Origin of the sequence: Roseobacter sp. (genome assembly GCF_039970775.1) — a bacterium.
Lineage (GTDB): Bacteria > Pseudomonadota > Alphaproteobacteria > Rhodobacterales > Rhodobacteraceae > Roseobacter.
Genome location: NZ_JBDVLG010000029.1, coordinates 17758 through 32232, shown reverse-complemented (window position 1 = coordinate 32232; position 14475 = coordinate 17758). Strand labels below are relative to the sequence as shown.

Genomic DNA, 14475 nt, shown 5'->3' with positions numbered 1-14475 from the left:
TTTGTACGGCGCTGCGAGGTAGATGTAGATGATGTCTTGGGCCATGATCTTCGCGTTCATCGGCCAATAGGTCTCCTCACACGAAAATGCAGCAAAGACATCATAGAATTTTGTGTTTGCTGGTATAAGCCAAAACGTCATCAGCATTCTCCTTCTTGTTTGGATTCATATAATGGCCGCTATTACAGGGGGCTTCGAAAGGTTGTTACGGACTAAATCTTTCAGTTCACCTCAAGCCATTCCACATCGGGCTTCGGTTCAGTTAACTCAAAAGACCTTGGAACATTTGCCAGCCTAGGAAAAAGGAAGGGCAAACAATCACGGCATATGTTGTCACCATCGCGATCCCGCGTAATGCAGGCGGATACCCTCAATGCGTTGATAAAGCGGCACTTCGTCTGCAGAGTTAAGGTAACGAAAGAAACGGTCGCATTGTTTATATGCCTTAAGCACTAAGTCTTGTACGGACTGAGCGTGGCGTCCGAAATCAAGCTCAGGTGACGCAATGGTTGCAGCGGCTCCAGCTTTTGCTTCAACCAAAATAAGCACATCATCAATGAGGGCGAGCGTGTCGTTTTCGGACCACTGCTTGGTGGTAGGATCCTTGTAATAGACTTCCTGAAATACATTAGCGCCAGGGAGTTGGGCAGAGAGAATGTCGGCGAAGGCTGCTTCGCTCATCAATTTTTGTCGATTTTCAAAGGTCTTCTTGTAGTCAGGCTTCCGCTGAAGGAGGTTAAAGAGAAGCGCACGATACCCCGCATCACGGGCAAAACATGGGTCCACTGCATAGTAGTCAGCCCCAAGCTGGATCAGCGGTTTCTTACGTGCAGGCAGTGTCCGGTAGGGCGTACCCGCAAACTCGCCAGCAGCGAAAACTCTGTTTCTTCGCCGCGTTTGTATGCCAAATCCGCTAGTAGCATCGGTGGCAGATTAGTATGACGACTTACATTGGCAACGCCACCGCGAAACATATCATCTATCGCTCGACCGGCGGCGCTCAGTTGGTCCGCATTTTCTGCACCCCACGCTTCCATGATGTCTTCCAGAGGCTTTTCATTGGCGTCTGCAAAAGCCTGCACAGCTTGAAATTGTTTCATCATCTCTGACATAGCTTCGGCATGCCCGGAACGTGTGGCGTTGGCCATTGCTTGGAAGCCTTCGGCTATACCGTCGGCACCAATGCCGTACACCTCTTCAAAGACATCATTGTGTGGTGCCAGAACGTAGCGGTAAAATTCCCCTTCTAAGACTTGGTAGCGATTTCCACGTAACATGACCCACGTAGATTTTGCGCGAAATTCGATGTCAGCCGTGTCGGGGCCGAATGCTCCGGTCTTCGTTGCGGCTGATGAGAGCATTGCGAAGAGTATTGCTTGCTCTCGCAGCGTGCAGCTAAGCTCAAACAGCTCAGCGCACTTAGCTTCATCGAACGCCACGTTTTCAGGAGTGGCATCAGTTGCAAGTACCGCATGTACATATTCGAGCAGAAATTGATTTTGGTTTATGAGGTCGTCTGGGCTGTCGGCTTGTGGCCGTTCTTTGGCAGTACCCCTCTGTTCTGCCATCGGTTTCATTGTGTGCTGGGCATAAATATAGCCAAGCAGATCGAGCGGAGGCATGACGACTATTAGATCGCGCATTCGAGCGGCAGTGACCTGCATGTCTTTCAATATCGCGGTTTCAGCGTCTTTCCGTTCTTTGTCGCCCATCATGGAAAATACCTGCTTATTACGGTACCGCAGTACAACGTGGTGAAGAGGCCAAGTCTAGGAAGACCAAGCCAAGCACAACATGTGCATATGGTTCAAGATCACCTCGTAGCCTTCAGGTTTCACTTATTAAATCTGATTTGGCGCTAAGACTGCCGCGCATGTCGTTCATCGGTTAAGGCCCTTGAGCGCTTGACCTGCAAAACCCATGCAAAGTGCAGCGACCAGTGCCACCACAATGCCGGTGAGAGTCAGAATGGAGAAGCTCGCCTGGATGAGGTTATGGGCATCAAGCCCCTTTGAAATCCAGAAAGCGGTCCATGCCGCCATCGTCATGCCGCAGGACGCAAGCGCCAGAATAGCGATACGGCGAATAGCGAGCAGGAGCGACGGTTTTAGTGCAGCTTTGTTCAGTTCAGCCATTGCGGTTCGGGCGAGATTCAGCACTTCGTTGTTCATAATGGTCCTTTCAGAGCGTTCTTAGATAGGCCGAAACCCGGTCGATGTTCAGTTTGCCTTCACGAATGATTTCTTCGTAAATATATCGAATGATTGCCGCCTCTTGTTGCGGGGTCGGCGACTTATTTGCTTCGATGAAATGTTCGCGCGCCGCGATGACGGCAGCCTCAAGCGCTTCACCCGTGCTGGGTGTCGTGGGTGCGCCGTCGCCGACCAGCAACCATGCGATACTTATTTTGAAATTCTCGGAAAGTTTGAGCGCGACAGCGAGAGGCAGCTCCCTAATACCCAGCTCATAGTTCTTATACGCACGCTCGGATAGGCCGAGCACTTTTCCCAATGCGGGTTGGGTTAGGCCCAGTTCCTTTCGGACAGCTAACAATCGTTGTTGTATGTCACTCATTGAGCCCCTAAGGTCACATATGTGCCCGATTCGATGGTTGTACTACAAAAAGATAGCGATTCTTGCCTGATCGTAACCATTCGTGACTGAACGCAAAAGGACTTAAATCTATGCAAGGACTTCTCTCACCTCGCGAACTCGCCGCCCAGACTGGTTGGCCTGAACGTCGTATTAGACAAATGATTGCCGACAATGAACTGCGTCACCTTCGTCTCAAGAACCGGATTTTTGTTCCGGTGGATGCGCTCGACGAATTTGTAAAGCGCAACATGGTCGAGCCGGACATAGGCGGGCAGGTTGGAGGCAGTCGTGATTGAACAATTTGTTGCGGCCATTCTCATTCGTAAAGGAGCTTGATCCAATGGCAAAGAGTACCCGAACCGTTGCGAAAGAAACAGGAATCGCAGTTCTCCGAGAAGCAAGGTCTGCGGGCTGGCTTCGCGCTCGAGTCGAGTGGAAGCCCGACGGCTCCGTAATCCTTGATGCTGCAATGACTGATGAATTGGAGCAAGACGACTTTGAGAATGTTGATTTGAGAATGGGGTCATGACGAAGAAAACCCTGCCGCCGTATGTCTATCGCGATCGTGGCTACCTCCGGTTTTTACGCCGTTCGACGGGGCAGTCCGTTATGATGAAAGAAGATTTCGACACACCCGAATTTTGGGACCACTACAACCGCCTCAGGCGTCAGGAAAAACCCGTTGTCGAAAAGCCTTCAAAACGCACATTCGAAACGCTTATTCTCAGCTACTACAAGAGCCCCCAGTTCACTGGGCGTAAGCCGAGGACCAAAAAAGATTACCGCTTGTATATTGGCCATATCCAAAAAATCTGGAGCGACCGTGACCCTCAAAAAGTTCAGCCACACCATGTCTATGATCTACATCAAGCGAACGCCGATCATTGGCGGCAAGCGAACTATCTTGTCCAAGTCTTGGTCATTTTGTTCAACCACGCGCGGCTTATCGGTTTCTTGAAGAAAGAACATATGAACCCAGCCTTAGGGATACCTTTGTTCAAACAAAACAGCGATGGGTGGGAGCCTTGGCCGGATGAACTCCGGGCTGAATTTGAAGAGAAGGCGACCCCGCGAGCAAGGCTGGTCTACGAGTTGAGCATCGGGTTGGGTCAGCGAATTGGTGATACGCTTTTGATCGACTGGAAACACATTAAAATGGGGGCGTGGGACTTCAACCAATGTAAAGCTTTGGATCCCCCTGACGGATCGATTGGCCGCCTACATCGAGCCCTTGAAGCGAGAAAGTGGTGCTGTCTTAACAAATAGAAGCGGTGGTCCTGCATCGTATAGATCATTGGCTGAAGAAATGCGGAAGATTAAAGCCGATCTCGAATTTCCGAATACGGCGACTTACAAAACGCACGGTTTGCGGAAAAACGCGACGATCGAACTCTATCTGGCGGGATGCGACGACGAAATGGTGAAAGCTGTCACCGGTCATTCTGGGGTCGAAATGCTTAAAAAATACGGCGGTAAAGTCCGGCAACGAGAACTGGCGAAGAAAGCGCAGAGCGCCCGAAACGCTAAAGAACAAGTCGAGGACAAAACGTGAAAGTTTCAACGCTTGTTTCAAAAACTAACATGAGGGAGAGAAAAATTGACGCAAGTCATTGATTTTATTGGAGGCGAGTACCGGAATCGAACCGGTGTACACGGATTTGCAATCCGCTGCGTAACCACTCCGCCAACTCGCCGCTTTTGCTGTGGTCTTAGTGCTTTAACTCCATTTGTAAACTGAGTGCAATAGCCCTTGCACGACATGTCGTACGACATTCATGTTTTCTTCTTGTTCCGTTCTCTTGCCTTTTTGGCCTGTGCGATCTGCCTCCTGGGGCCTGCATACTTGCGGATCATGGCGACTGACTTGTGGCCGGTGATCGCTTGGATTTCTTCGTCGGAGCATCCGGCGCGGGCGAGCTCGGCTGTTGCTGTATACCTGAGCGAGTGCAGATCCCATGGCAGCGCGCTTATAGACTTGCGGGTTGTTCGCATCGTGTCTGCGCCGCGAAAATACGTCCACTGGCTTAAGCTGTGCGGGTTGGGGCAGATGAACACGCTGACGCGCGGTGTTGCGGCCAGTGCCGCGCATAAATCATCAGTCCATGACACCCAAAGCTTGGCCTTGGTCTTGCCTTGAACCACATCAACACCGCCGTCACGGATATCACTCCAGCGGGCTTTGAGTACGTCCCCGATCCTCTGGCCTGTTCCTAGGAGCATTTCGAACAACGTCCGCTCTGCAGTGCCCAGGTCGAAGGTGCTTCGGAACTCAGTGAGCTTATCCTCCGGCCATGGTTCGCGATCAGGCGTGTTACTTTTCAGTAACGACACACCCTTGACGGGGTTTGATCCAGATGGACGCCACCCGAGGTCAATTGCCACCTCTTGGAGGATGCGTACGATTTGTATGCAGTAGTTGGCAAATCTGAGCTTTTCGGCGTTGCTGTCTCGCAGTCGAATAACATCTGGGCGCTGCATCTTCGCGGGGTCAAGGTACCCTATTCTTGCCGCAAGGGCGTCAAGTTCCTTGTCATAATCTTGAACGGTGCGCAGGGACAAGTTCCGGTATCTGGGGGATCGCCGGTAGTGTTCTATGAGCGCCGTCCATGTCCGCCGGCTCGGTATGTCGGTTGGATGTTGAGAAGCCGTTGGCGCTCCGCGTAGAGCGCCTCGGGGATTGGCTTGCCCTCTGGAAACTGAGTATCCAATTTACGCACAATCTTGCCGGTGCCGACGCGCTTTTCAAAGTAAAGGCCGCTCCGTTTGCGGTAAATATATGTTGGCAGTGAGCGTTTCATCCGAGTTTCATGTCTATGCTATCGTAGTCTATTGAGGTTGGTTCGCTTTTGGACTCTACGATGATTGCGTCTGCCCGAACGGTAATTTTTGCATCGGGATTGTGATCCTGAATGCGTTGCACGATTTTGGCTACCTGTGCTGGTGTGTATGTTTGCGTGTTCATCAGTGGCTTCCTTCGATCAAGTGCGGTGCATTCGCGCGTACTAGGGCGGCCGGGACGTCTGGAGGGACGCTGTTTTCACATTTTTGGGTTTGATGGGTTTTGGTCACAACGTCTTGGATGTGCCTGCGACTGGCAGGCGCGGTTAGATCGCGTAGTTCGGTGGCCAAGGCGCGGGGTTGGGCGGCAATGACTAGCGCGTGATCAAGCATGGGTTGGCTCCTTGGATGTCATCGGCGTCACCACTGCTGCCGGGTTTGTTGCTCGTTGTGTTCGGCAAGGTTTGCGATGCCTTTGGCAGCGATTGATGCGCGAGCGAGGCCCGCCAGAAACACGCCGGAACCTAACGCAAGCATCACCGCCAAACCCAATGAGTGGTCGTGGCGAGGATGCGTCTTTGGTCCATGGCAGGGCGGGTGCACAAAAGGCGCAGTCCGGTATTGTCAGAAGGGTTGATTTGCCGGAGGCAAGATGCATTCTGGACATCGGCTACTATGTGTGATTTTATAACATTCCCAAGCTGACTGTACGAAATGCGCTAACATGGTAACAAACTCTGACGAACACGGCTCCGATGGCCCCCCACTTGGGTTTGCGCACCATGATCATGGGGTGTGCGTCAGCGATGCGTTGGCGGCGGCCGAAGCCCGTTGCGCGGCAGAACGCTTGAGGTTCACACCAGTGCGACGGAAGGTCCTAGAGATCTTGCTGCAAGAGCACCGGGCGCTTGGGGCTTATGCAATTTTGGACAAACTGCGTGATGACGGGTTTGGGTCTCAGCCGCCGGTTGCATATCGTGCTTTGGATTTTCTGGTCGCGAACGGTCTGGCCCACAAGATTGAACGGTTGAATGCGTTCATCGCCTGCGTCCACCCAAGCCGATCACACACGCCGGCTTTTATGATTTGTCGGTTGTGCGATGCGGTCGCCGAAACGCAATCATCGCCTGCACGTGGGGCCTTGGGCGAGGCGGCCCGCGCGACGGGGTTTCGGATTGAGCGCACTGTGGTAGAGGCCGAAGGCGTTTGCCCCGCCTGTGTCGATAAGGCCGACGCATGAGCCTCATTCAGGTCGAAGACGTCAGCCTGCGCTACGGCGCACGGACGGTGCTGTCATCGGTGTCTTTGCACGTCGAACGTGGTGAAATCGTTACCATTGTCGGCCCGAACGGGTCGGGCAAAACGAGCCTGCTGCGTGCGATTATCGGGGCGGTTAAACCGTTTCAGGGGCGTGTTGTGCACGGTCAGGGCGTGAGAATCGGATATGTTCCGCAAAAATTGCACATCGGGGATACCCTGCCGATCACGGTGTCGCGATTCTTGAAATTGCCGGGCGGTGCCAAGGCCACGGACATCGATCAGGCGTTGATCCAGGCAGGGGTGCCTGATTTGTCCAAAGCGCAGCTTTCGCAGCTCTCAGGGGGGCAGTTTCAGCGGGTGTTGCTGGCGCGTGCGCTGATCGGGAAACCAGATATTTTGCTGTTGGATGAGGCAACCCAGGGGTTGGATCAACGTGGGTCCGCGTCGTTTTACCAACAGATCGAACGGGTCTGCGAAACCACCGGCTGCGCGGTTTTGATGATCAGCCATGAATTGCACGTCGTGATGAGCGCCTCTGACCGGGTGATTTGCCTCAATGGCCATGTGTGCTGTGAAGGAACGCCGGCCGTCGTTGCGTCCGCGCCCGAATACCGTGCGCTCTTTGGGACGGGCACGGGCGGCGCGCTGGCGCTTTACCGGCATGAACACGATCATAGACACGACAATTGCGATCATCCGAGGGCCGCTGAATAATGCTTGACGATTTTATGGTGCGCGCGGCCTTGGCGGGGATGGGCGTGGCGATTGCGGCCGCACCTTTGGGGTGTTTTGTCGTCTGGCGCCGCATGGCCTATTTTGGTGACGCGACAGCGCATGCTGCCATCTTGGGGGTTGCGGTGTCGTTGGCATTTTCGATGTCGATCTTTGTGGGCACAATGGCGATCGCGTTGTTGATGGCGCTGACGGTCAATGTGCTGTCGGGGCGCGGGTATGCAATGGACACGCTGCTTGGGGTGTTGGCGCATTCGGCGCTGGCCTTCGGATTGGTGGCGGTGTCGTTTATCTCGGGCGTGCGGATCGACCTGATGGCCTACCTCTTTGGCGATATTCTGGCCGTGTCACGCGGGGATCTTGCGGTGATATGGGGCGGCGCGGCGCTTGTTGTTGCTTTGATAGGCTGGCGCTGGTCGGCGCTGCTGATGTCGACCCTGAACGAAGATTTGGCCCACGCCAGTGGGATCGCCCCCAAACGGGAACAGCTGGTGCTAACCGTCGCATTGGCGATCACAGTGGCCGTGGCGATCAAGGTCGTCGGGGTCTTGTTGATCGCGGCGATGCTGATTATCCCCGCCGCCGCCGCGCGCCCTGTATCGCGGACCCCCGAAGGCATGGCCGTCGCCGCCGGCATAATTGGCATCGTGTCTGCGATTGCAGGCCTGCGCGCGGCCTATGTCCTTGATACACCAGCGGGGCCGTCGATCGTATGCGTTGCAGCGCTTATTTTTCTTGGTGCCGGGGTGATCCGACAGTTGGGGCGTGGATGATCGCCGGGTGGGGCGATTTCTTAAATGCATATTCCGTTCATCTGTCTGATATTAAATATAAAAACATACCACGCCGCAACCGTTTGGCCGCAATTGATACATGCGTACGGCCTATGGCGGGGTCGGGGCCTTATGGGCGATGGTGCCGCAACTGCCACAGCTGGCAAAAACCCACGCATCAGCGTTGCCCGAAGCGCGCGAATATGCGACATCTGCGGGGCCTCTAACTGAACGGACGAGTTTAGCCCAATGACCGATTTCGCCGCCCGCCGCACGATGATGGTTGATACCCAGGTCAGACCTTCGGATGTGACCAAATTCCCGATTATCGATGCGATGCTAAAGGTGCCCCGCGAGAACTTCGTGCCCGCCGCCCAACGAGAAGCCGCCTACATGAGCGAAAATCTTGAATTGGGAGAAGGACGCGTTATTTTCGAACCCCGCACTTTGGCAAAGATGTTGGATGCGCTAGATATTTCGAATGACGAGCTGGTGCTCGATGTGGGTGCGGCGTTAGGGTATTCTTCTGCTGTGATCGCTCATATGGCCGAGGCCGTCGTTGCCGTTGAAGAAGACGAAGATCTGGCACGTGAGGCGCAGGACGCGTTGACCGAAGCGGGCGCCGACAATGTTATTTTGCACGTGGGGCCCCTGACCGAAGGCGCGGCTCAACATGGTCCCTATGACGTGGTGGTCGTGCAGGGCGCGGTGGCCGATTTGCCAGTCGCACTTGCGGATCAGGTCAAAGAAGGGGGACGCGTGGCGTGTCTCTTTATGCAGGGTGCATTGGGTGAAGTACGCATCGGGCACAAAAGCCACGACCAGATTTCGTGGCGGATGTCCTTTAACGCAGGTGCCCCGGTTTTGCCGGGTTTTGCTAAGGCAAATGTTTTCGAATTATAAGGTTATCACACGCCCGGGCAGGGCAGAGGCAGTAAGAGGCATAAAAAATGGCCCAAATACAGACATCGAAACGGGTGGCATCTTGGTGCCGAAATATCGCAATATCGGCAGGGGTGGCGGCGGTATTTTCCGCACCAAGCGCTCAGGCCGAAACGTTGGCAGATGCGCTTGTCGCGGCGTATAAATCCAGCGGTTTGCTAGAGCAGAACCGCGCGTTGTTACGCGCAGCTGACGAAGACGTAGGCTCTGCGGTTGCGGCACTCAGGCCGATCTTGTCTTATAGCGCCAGCTTGACACGTGACGTAGGCGACACGCGTAACATCTCGAGCTTGGGCACCGCCACCACGTCGAACCTAGAAGCCACCACGGGGGCGGTTGGCCTGACGGCGTCGCTGCTGCTTTATGATGGTGGCAATACCAAATTGGGCGTGGATGCGGCCAAAGAAACAGTGCTGGGCACCCGGCAACAATTGATCAGCCTTGAGCAGACTGTGTTGTTGCGTGCCGTGTCGGCCTACCTGAACGTGGTGGCTGCGCGCGAATTCGTGTCGTTGCGACAAAACAACCTGCGGCTTTTGACGCAAGAATTGCGTGCGGCACAGGACCGGTTTGAGGTCGGAGAGGTCACCCGAACAGACGTGGCCCAAGCCGAAGCCAGCCTCGCAGAGGCCCGCAGTGGTTTGGCCGAAGCGCAGGGCGATTTGCTGCAGGCCCAAGAAGAATACCGCAACATTGTAGGCAATGTGCCGGGGCAGTTGTCTCCGCCTCCGTCGCTGCCGCGCCTTGAAGGCAACGTGGAAATGGCGCGGGCGCGTGCGGTGCAGACCCATCCAGATCTGCTGGCAGCGCAGCATTTTGTGGCTGTATCCGAGCTCAATATCATGCGGGCCAAGGCCGCGCTCAAGCCGACAGTGTCGGGGGTGGGGTCGCTGGGCCTGTCCGAAGATCTGGGCAGCAGCGAATTTAGCCGTTCTGGCAGTATCGGGATCCAGCTTTCCGGCCCTATCTATAACGGCGGCGCGTTGTCGTCCGGGGTGCGGTCGGCCATGGCATCGCGGGACGCGCAGCGGGGCAACCTGATCGAAGTGCAGCGCCAGGTTTCGCAGGATGTGGGCTCTGCCTACGCGGGGCTCGCCGCACAACAGGCCAGTTTGCGCGCCAGCGAAGAACGCATCCGTGCCGCGCGCATTGCCTTTGAAGGTGTGCGCGAAGAAGCCACACTGGGCGCGCGCACTACGCTGGATGTTCTGGACGCCGAGCAAGAGCTGCTAGACGCGGAAACCTCGCGGATCTCGACGCAGGCCAACCTGTACGTCGCGGCCTACGTTGTGTTGCAGGCGACAGGGCGGCTTACGGCGCGGGATCTGTCGTTGGGCGTGCAGCAATACGACCCGGCTGCTTATTACGATCTGGTCAAAGACGCGCCGGTGTCGTCATCGGCACAAGGCAAAAAACTGGACCGTGTTTTGCGCGCTTTGCAAAAATGATGATATGATCGTCTCGTGTCTCAGAGGCTCCGACGGTGATCATCGGAGCCTCAAATCAGGTGTTATTTTATGTCAAAACCAGACCCAACCACGGATGTAGAAGACGTTGTGACGTCGATCCGGCGTCTTGTGAGTGACCGTGCGACGGGGGAAAACAGCGCAAATCGTCTTGTGCTTTCGCCCCAACAGCGGGTCGCGGGGGGGGATGTTTTACGCCTGAATATGTCGGATGCGGTTGTTGTGCCTAACCGGGGCACGGCCGCCAAACCTGCGCCCCAAGATGCCGCATCTTCCCCAAAGCTGGATGATTTTTCCGCGACCATCGAGGCGCTCGAGACCGAGATCGCTCAAACCGCAGACCAGTGGGAGCCCGACGGCGTTGGCCGCGATGACTATGCGGGCACGACGCCGCCCGGTATGGATTGGCCTGTGGGCCCAGATCTGGACGCGACAGGCACACCGCTTACGCCCCCCGAAGAGCCGGAAGACGACGGGTATTTTCTTGATGAAGCGGCGTTACGCGAAATGGTCGTCGAGATCATCCGCGAGGAATTGCGCGGCACATTGGGGACACGAATTACGACCGATTTGCGCAAAGTTGTGCGTCACGAGATCAAACGCGTGCTGGCCGACCGCGCGGGCGATTAAACGCGCGCGGTACTGCCGTGGTTAGCGGGCGACATCTGCGGCCAGATCCAACAGCTGATCCAGATCAAGATGCCGTTCCAGGTGATCGGCGAGGTCGTCCAACGTGGCTTCGACCTCTTGGTCATAGGCGGTCTGGGCGGTCCGTCCGAATTGCGCAAGCCATGACGCGCGAAAGCTCTCAGATGTGAAAATACCGTGAAGATAGCAGCCCTGAATGCGTCCGCCACGGGCACTTGCTCCTTCGGGGTGGCCGTTAACGTCTAGCCAGGGGGCGGCGCAATCGGGGCCAGTGGTGGCCCCCATGTGGATCTCATACCCCTCAAGGCGCGCACCACTGGCGAGGTGCCGACCGGTGCTGAGCTGTACGGTTTTGCGCGGGTGCAAGGTGGTATCGACATGCAAATATCCCAACCCTTGTGCATGGGATGGCGGGCCTTCCAACCCCTGCGGGTCGGCTATGGTGCGCCCCAGCATTTGATACCCCCCGCACAAACCCAAAACATGACCGCCACGCCGAACATGACCCGCGATATCGATATCCCAGCCTTCCCGTCGCAACGCGGCCAGATCCGACAGGGTCGCCTTGCTGCCGCCCAGCAATATCACATCCGCCTCCACGGGCAGCGGCTCTCCGGGGGGCACGATGACCACGCTGACACCCGGTTCGGCGGCCAAGGGATCAAGGTCGTCAAAGTTCGAGATGCGGGGCAGTTGTGGCACAGCAATGACCAGCCCGGCGCCAGCGGATCGGGCGCGGGACGGCAGGTCTGCCACATCTTCAGCGGGCAGGCGCCCGGCATTGGGAAACCAAGGAACAACACCCAAACACGGCCACCCTGTGCGCGCGCAGATGTCATCCCGACCGCCGTCAAAAAGCCGCACATCACCACGGAACTTGTTGATCGAAAACGCTTTTATCGCCGCGCGATCAGGGGCATCTAGAACCGCCTGCGTGCCGACGACCTGCGCAATCACACCGCCGCGATCAATGTCACCCATCAACACCACCGGCACGTGTGCGGCTTGGGCAAAGCCCATGTTGGCGATGTCGCGCGCCCTTAGGTTTGTCTCGGCTGGGCTACCCGCGCCTTCGATCAAAACCAGATCACAGGTGCTGGCAAGCCGGTGGTAGCTTTCCAACACAAAGGGCATCAACTTGTCTTTGGCTTTGCCAAAGCTGCGGGCCTCTTGTGTGCCAAAGACTTGCCCTTGCACAATAATCTGCGCCCCGGTGTTGGATTGCGGTTTGAGCAACACAGGGTTCATATCGGTATGTGGGGCGACGCCAGCCGCCTTGGCCTGTAACGCTTGGGCGCGCCCAATTTCTCCGCCATCGGCTGTGACTGCGGCGTTGTTTGACATATTTTGCGGCTTGAACGGTCGCACCGACAGCCCACGGCGTGTATAGGCGCGGGCAAGCCCGGCGACGATCATGGATTTGCCGACGTTGCTGCCCGTGCCCTGGATCATAATCGCGCGCGTCATTGCAGTGCCTCTTCTTGTTTCGGGCAACCTGCCGCATGCGTTCACAAAGGAAAAGGAACAAACATGAATACGCCAGCGCATTTGTTGATTGGGGCCGCCGTGATGGGCCGGAAAGGCACCGCACCTGTCGCGTGGGCCGCATTTGCCGGTGCGATGTTGCCTGATGTGTCGCTTTACGTGATGGCGGGGGTGGCGTTGCACGTGATGGGGATCGCGCCGTATATCGTATTCAACGAGTTGTATTTTTCCGATGCGTGGCAAATGGTGTTTGCCGTTGATAATTCGTTCATCATTTGGGGTGCGTTGTTTGGGGTGGCTGTGTGGCGCAAAATCCCATGGGCTGTGGCGCTCACGGGGGCTGCACTGTTGCACTTATGTCTTGATTTTCCGCTGCATCATGACGACGGCCGCCCGCATTTTTGGCCGCTCAGCGGGTGGGTCTACGAGAGCCCGTTCAGCTATTGGGACCGCAGGCATGGCGCGTTGTGGGTGGCCCCCATAGAAATCGGGGCTGCGGTTTTGTCGGCTTTTGCGCTGTGGCAACGGCGTCTGGGGTGGGGCACATTGGCGATGGTCGCCTGTTTGACCATCGCAGAGATCTGGGTCGTCCGACGGTGGATTTTCTTTTTTATCGGGGGCTAGAGCGCAAAAAACGCGCCCCTTTGAGGACGCGCTTTTTTCTCGAATTGCAGTGTAAATCAGGCGGCTTCGGCCTGTTGTGCTGCATTTCGACGCTCGGATTCTTCGCGAGACAGAGCAACAGATGTTCGTACACCTTTGCCCACAAATTCCATCAAACCGGTCACAACCCGTTCGTTCGGGTCAATGCCGGCGCAGCTCAAAACTTCACGGCCATCGCGTGACCGTGCCCACCGGGCAATCTGTTCTGGGCCATTGCCGTATTTCTTGTCGTCTGCAATGGCATCGTCCAATGCAGCCAGTACCACAGCTGCAAAAAGTTTACGCGCACGGTTGCCTTGTTCGTTGTTAAAGGCCGTGCCGTCAACGAAATCCTTCATTCGTCGTCCTTTCCTTTATTCTTGCTCTTGTCTTTCCGGCGTGAAGCTCCTTATGGACAAGTTCCGCCGATTCGGATACCCCATTATTGCATGACACCCATGCATTTATTGCATGGCTTTGTGTGCCTACAACACGACATATCGCTGTCTTGTCACCACTCATAACCCAAGATATAGGGTGGATTAATAATTCATCAACCTTTGCCGACGGTTTGCCAATATGCCCAAAATTAACGGAAACGAAATTCGCCCCGGAAATGTCTTGGAACATAACAATGGCCTCTGGGCGGCTGTTAAGGTCGATCACGTGAAACCCGGTAAGGGCGGCGCCTTTGCACAGGTAGAACTGCGCAACCTGCGCAATGGTTCCAAACTAAATGAGCGGTTCCGCAGCGCCGATAAGGTCGAACGCGTCCGGTTGGAGCAAAAAGATCAGCAGTTCTTGTACGAAGATTCAGGCATGTTGATCGTGATGGACATCGAAACCTACGAACAGGTGCAGCTGCCTGCTGAACTTTTAGGCGAACGCCGCCCGTTCTTGCAGGATGGTATGACGCTGGTTGTAGAATTCTACGATGACGAGGCGCTCAATGCCCGGTTGCCGCAAAAGGTGACCTGCAAAATCGTCGAAACCGAACCGGTGGTCAAAGGTCAGACGGCGGCGAATTCGTTCAAGCCTGCCGTGTTGGACAATGGTGTCAAGGTTATGGTGCCGCCCTTTGTCGGCCAGGACGAAGATATCGTCGTGAATACCGAAACAATGGAATATTCGGAGCGCGCTTAACCCGCGCTCTG

Annotated in this window: 19 protein-coding genes and 1 tRNA gene; 11 read left to right on the top strand and 9 right to left on the bottom strand. The window is 55.8% G+C overall.

From position 1 onward, the window contains the following. Window positions 1-333 precede the first annotated feature (333 nt). The 4 genes from ABJH13_RS07090 to ABJH13_RS07075 all read right to left on the bottom strand — a co-directional run bounded on the left by ABJH13_RS07090 (window position 334) and on the right by ABJH13_RS07075 (window position 2574). Window positions 334-681: a hypothetical protein gene (locus tag ABJH13_RS07090; protein WP_348405524.1), complete on the bottom strand. Its 348-nt coding sequence runs from the start codon at window positions 679-681 to the stop codon at window positions 334-336. Between the two features lie 131 nt (window positions 682-812). Beyond that, window positions 813-1715 (bottom strand): hypothetical protein, encoded by a 903-nt coding sequence (locus ABJH13_RS07085; RefSeq protein ID WP_348405523.1) that lies wholly within the window; start codon window positions 1713-1715, stop codon window positions 813-815. 165 nt (window positions 1716-1880) lie between these two features. Further along, a complete protein-coding gene (locus tag ABJH13_RS07080; protein ID WP_348405522.1) occupies window positions 1881-2171 on the bottom strand; it encodes a hypothetical protein in 291 nt (96 codons plus the stop codon). A gap of 10 nt (window positions 2172-2181) precedes the next feature. Next, window positions 2182-2574, bottom strand: a complete 393-nt coding sequence (locus ABJH13_RS07075) for a helix-turn-helix transcriptional regulator (protein WP_348405521.1) — start codon at window positions 2572-2574, stop codon at window positions 2182-2184. A gap of 110 nt (window positions 2575-2684) precedes the next feature. On the opposite strand from ABJH13_RS07075, the gene ABJH13_RS07070 reads away from it, so the two are divergent. The 3 genes from ABJH13_RS07070 (at window position 2685) to ABJH13_RS07060 (ending at window position 4147) form a co-directional block, all read left to right on the top strand. Then, complete coding sequence (locus tag ABJH13_RS07070) at window positions 2685-2891, top strand: helix-turn-helix domain-containing protein (protein ID WP_348405520.1); 207 nt, start codon at window positions 2685-2687, stop codon at window positions 2889-2891. Window positions 2892-3120: 229 nt separating this feature from the next. Further along, a complete protein-coding gene (locus ABJH13_RS07065; protein WP_348405519.1) occupies window positions 3121-3861 on the top strand; it encodes a hypothetical protein in 741 nt (246 codons plus the stop codon). Next, the gene (locus tag ABJH13_RS07060) at window positions 3806-4147 is read left to right on the top strand and encodes a tyrosine-type recombinase/integrase (RefSeq protein ID WP_348405518.1); all 342 of its coding nucleotides are present in this window, start codon (window positions 3806-3808) and stop codon (window positions 4145-4147) included. The genes ABJH13_RS07065 and ABJH13_RS07060 overlap by 56 nt, the downstream gene beginning before the upstream one ends. Window positions 4148-4215: 68 nt before the next feature. Here ABJH13_RS07060 and ABJH13_RS07055 read toward each other — a convergent pair. The 3 genes from ABJH13_RS07055 to ABJH13_RS07045 form a co-directional block, all read right to left on the bottom strand. Beyond that, window positions 4216-4289 (bottom strand) — tRNA-Cys (locus ABJH13_RS07055). Window positions 4290-4368: 79 nt separating this feature from the next. After that, window positions 4369-5154 (bottom strand): tyrosine-type recombinase/integrase, encoded by a 786-nt coding sequence (locus tag ABJH13_RS07050; RefSeq protein ID WP_348405517.1) that lies wholly within the window; start codon window positions 5152-5154, stop codon window positions 4369-4371. A gap of 235 nt (window positions 5155-5389) precedes the next feature. Further along, complete coding sequence (locus ABJH13_RS07045; RefSeq protein WP_348405516.1) at window positions 5390-5557, bottom strand: hypothetical protein; 168 nt, start codon at window positions 5555-5557, stop codon at window positions 5390-5392. A gap of 540 nt (window positions 5558-6097) precedes the next feature. On the opposite strand from ABJH13_RS07045, the gene ABJH13_RS07040 reads away from it, so the two are divergent. The 6 genes from ABJH13_RS07040 to ABJH13_RS07015 all read left to right on the top strand — a co-directional run bounded on the left by ABJH13_RS07040 (window position 6098) and on the right by ABJH13_RS07015 (window position 11176). Beyond that, complete coding sequence (locus ABJH13_RS07040; protein ID WP_348405515.1) at window positions 6098-6613, top strand: Fur family transcriptional regulator; 516 nt, start codon at window positions 6098-6100, stop codon at window positions 6611-6613. Further along, entirely contained in the window at window positions 6610-7347 is a 738-nt protein-coding gene (locus tag ABJH13_RS07035) for a metal ABC transporter ATP-binding protein (protein WP_348405514.1), read from the top strand. Before ABJH13_RS07040 ends, ABJH13_RS07035 begins: the two co-directional genes overlap by 4 nt. Continuing rightward, window positions 7347-8138 carry a metal ABC transporter permease gene (locus ABJH13_RS07030; protein ID WP_348405513.1) on the top strand — a complete coding sequence of 264 codons (792 nt, stop codon included), beginning with the start codon at window positions 7347-7349 and terminating at the stop codon, window positions 8136-8138. The genes ABJH13_RS07035 and ABJH13_RS07030 overlap by 1 nt, the downstream gene beginning before the upstream one ends. Before the next feature lie 249 nt (window positions 8139-8387). Beyond that, window positions 8388-9041, top strand: a complete 654-nt coding sequence (locus ABJH13_RS07025; protein ID WP_348405512.1) for a protein-L-isoaspartate O-methyltransferase — start codon at window positions 8388-8390, stop codon at window positions 9039-9041. A gap of 47 nt (window positions 9042-9088) precedes the next feature. Further along, window positions 9089-10528, top strand: a complete 1440-nt coding sequence (locus tag ABJH13_RS07020; protein ID WP_348405511.1) for a TolC family outer membrane protein — start codon at window positions 9089-9091, stop codon at window positions 10526-10528. A 69-nt stretch (window positions 10529-10597) separates the two neighbouring features. Further along, window positions 10598-11176 (top strand): hypothetical protein, encoded by a 579-nt coding sequence (locus ABJH13_RS07015; protein ID WP_348405510.1) that lies wholly within the window; start codon window positions 10598-10600, stop codon window positions 11174-11176. Between the two features lie 21 nt (window positions 11177-11197). Here the strand turns inward: ABJH13_RS07015 and ABJH13_RS07010 are convergent, their stop codons facing one another. Next, the gene (locus tag ABJH13_RS07010; protein WP_348405509.1) at window positions 11198-12661 is read right to left on the bottom strand and encodes a cobyric acid synthase; all 1464 of its coding nucleotides are present in this window, start codon (window positions 12659-12661) and stop codon (window positions 11198-11200) included. Window positions 12662-12724: 63 nt separating this feature from the next. On the opposite strand from ABJH13_RS07010, the gene ABJH13_RS07005 reads away from it, so the two are divergent. Further along, a complete protein-coding gene (locus ABJH13_RS07005) occupies window positions 12725-13303 on the top strand; it encodes a cobalamin biosynthesis protein CobQ (RefSeq protein ID WP_348405508.1) in 579 nt (192 codons plus the stop codon). Between the two features lie 56 nt (window positions 13304-13359). Here the strand turns inward: ABJH13_RS07005 and ABJH13_RS07000 are convergent, their stop codons facing one another. Next, window positions 13360-13680, bottom strand: coding sequence for a DUF6280 family protein (locus ABJH13_RS07000; protein WP_108827640.1), 321 nt, complete (start codon window positions 13678-13680; stop codon window positions 13360-13362). Between the two features lie 220 nt (window positions 13681-13900). Here ABJH13_RS07000 and efp point away from each other — a divergent pair, with 220 nt between their 5' ends. Beyond that, window positions 13901-14464 (top strand): elongation factor P, encoded by a 564-nt coding sequence (efp, locus tag ABJH13_RS06995; RefSeq protein WP_348405507.1) that lies wholly within the window; start codon window positions 13901-13903, stop codon window positions 14462-14464. Window positions 14465-14475: the final 11 nt, after the last annotated feature.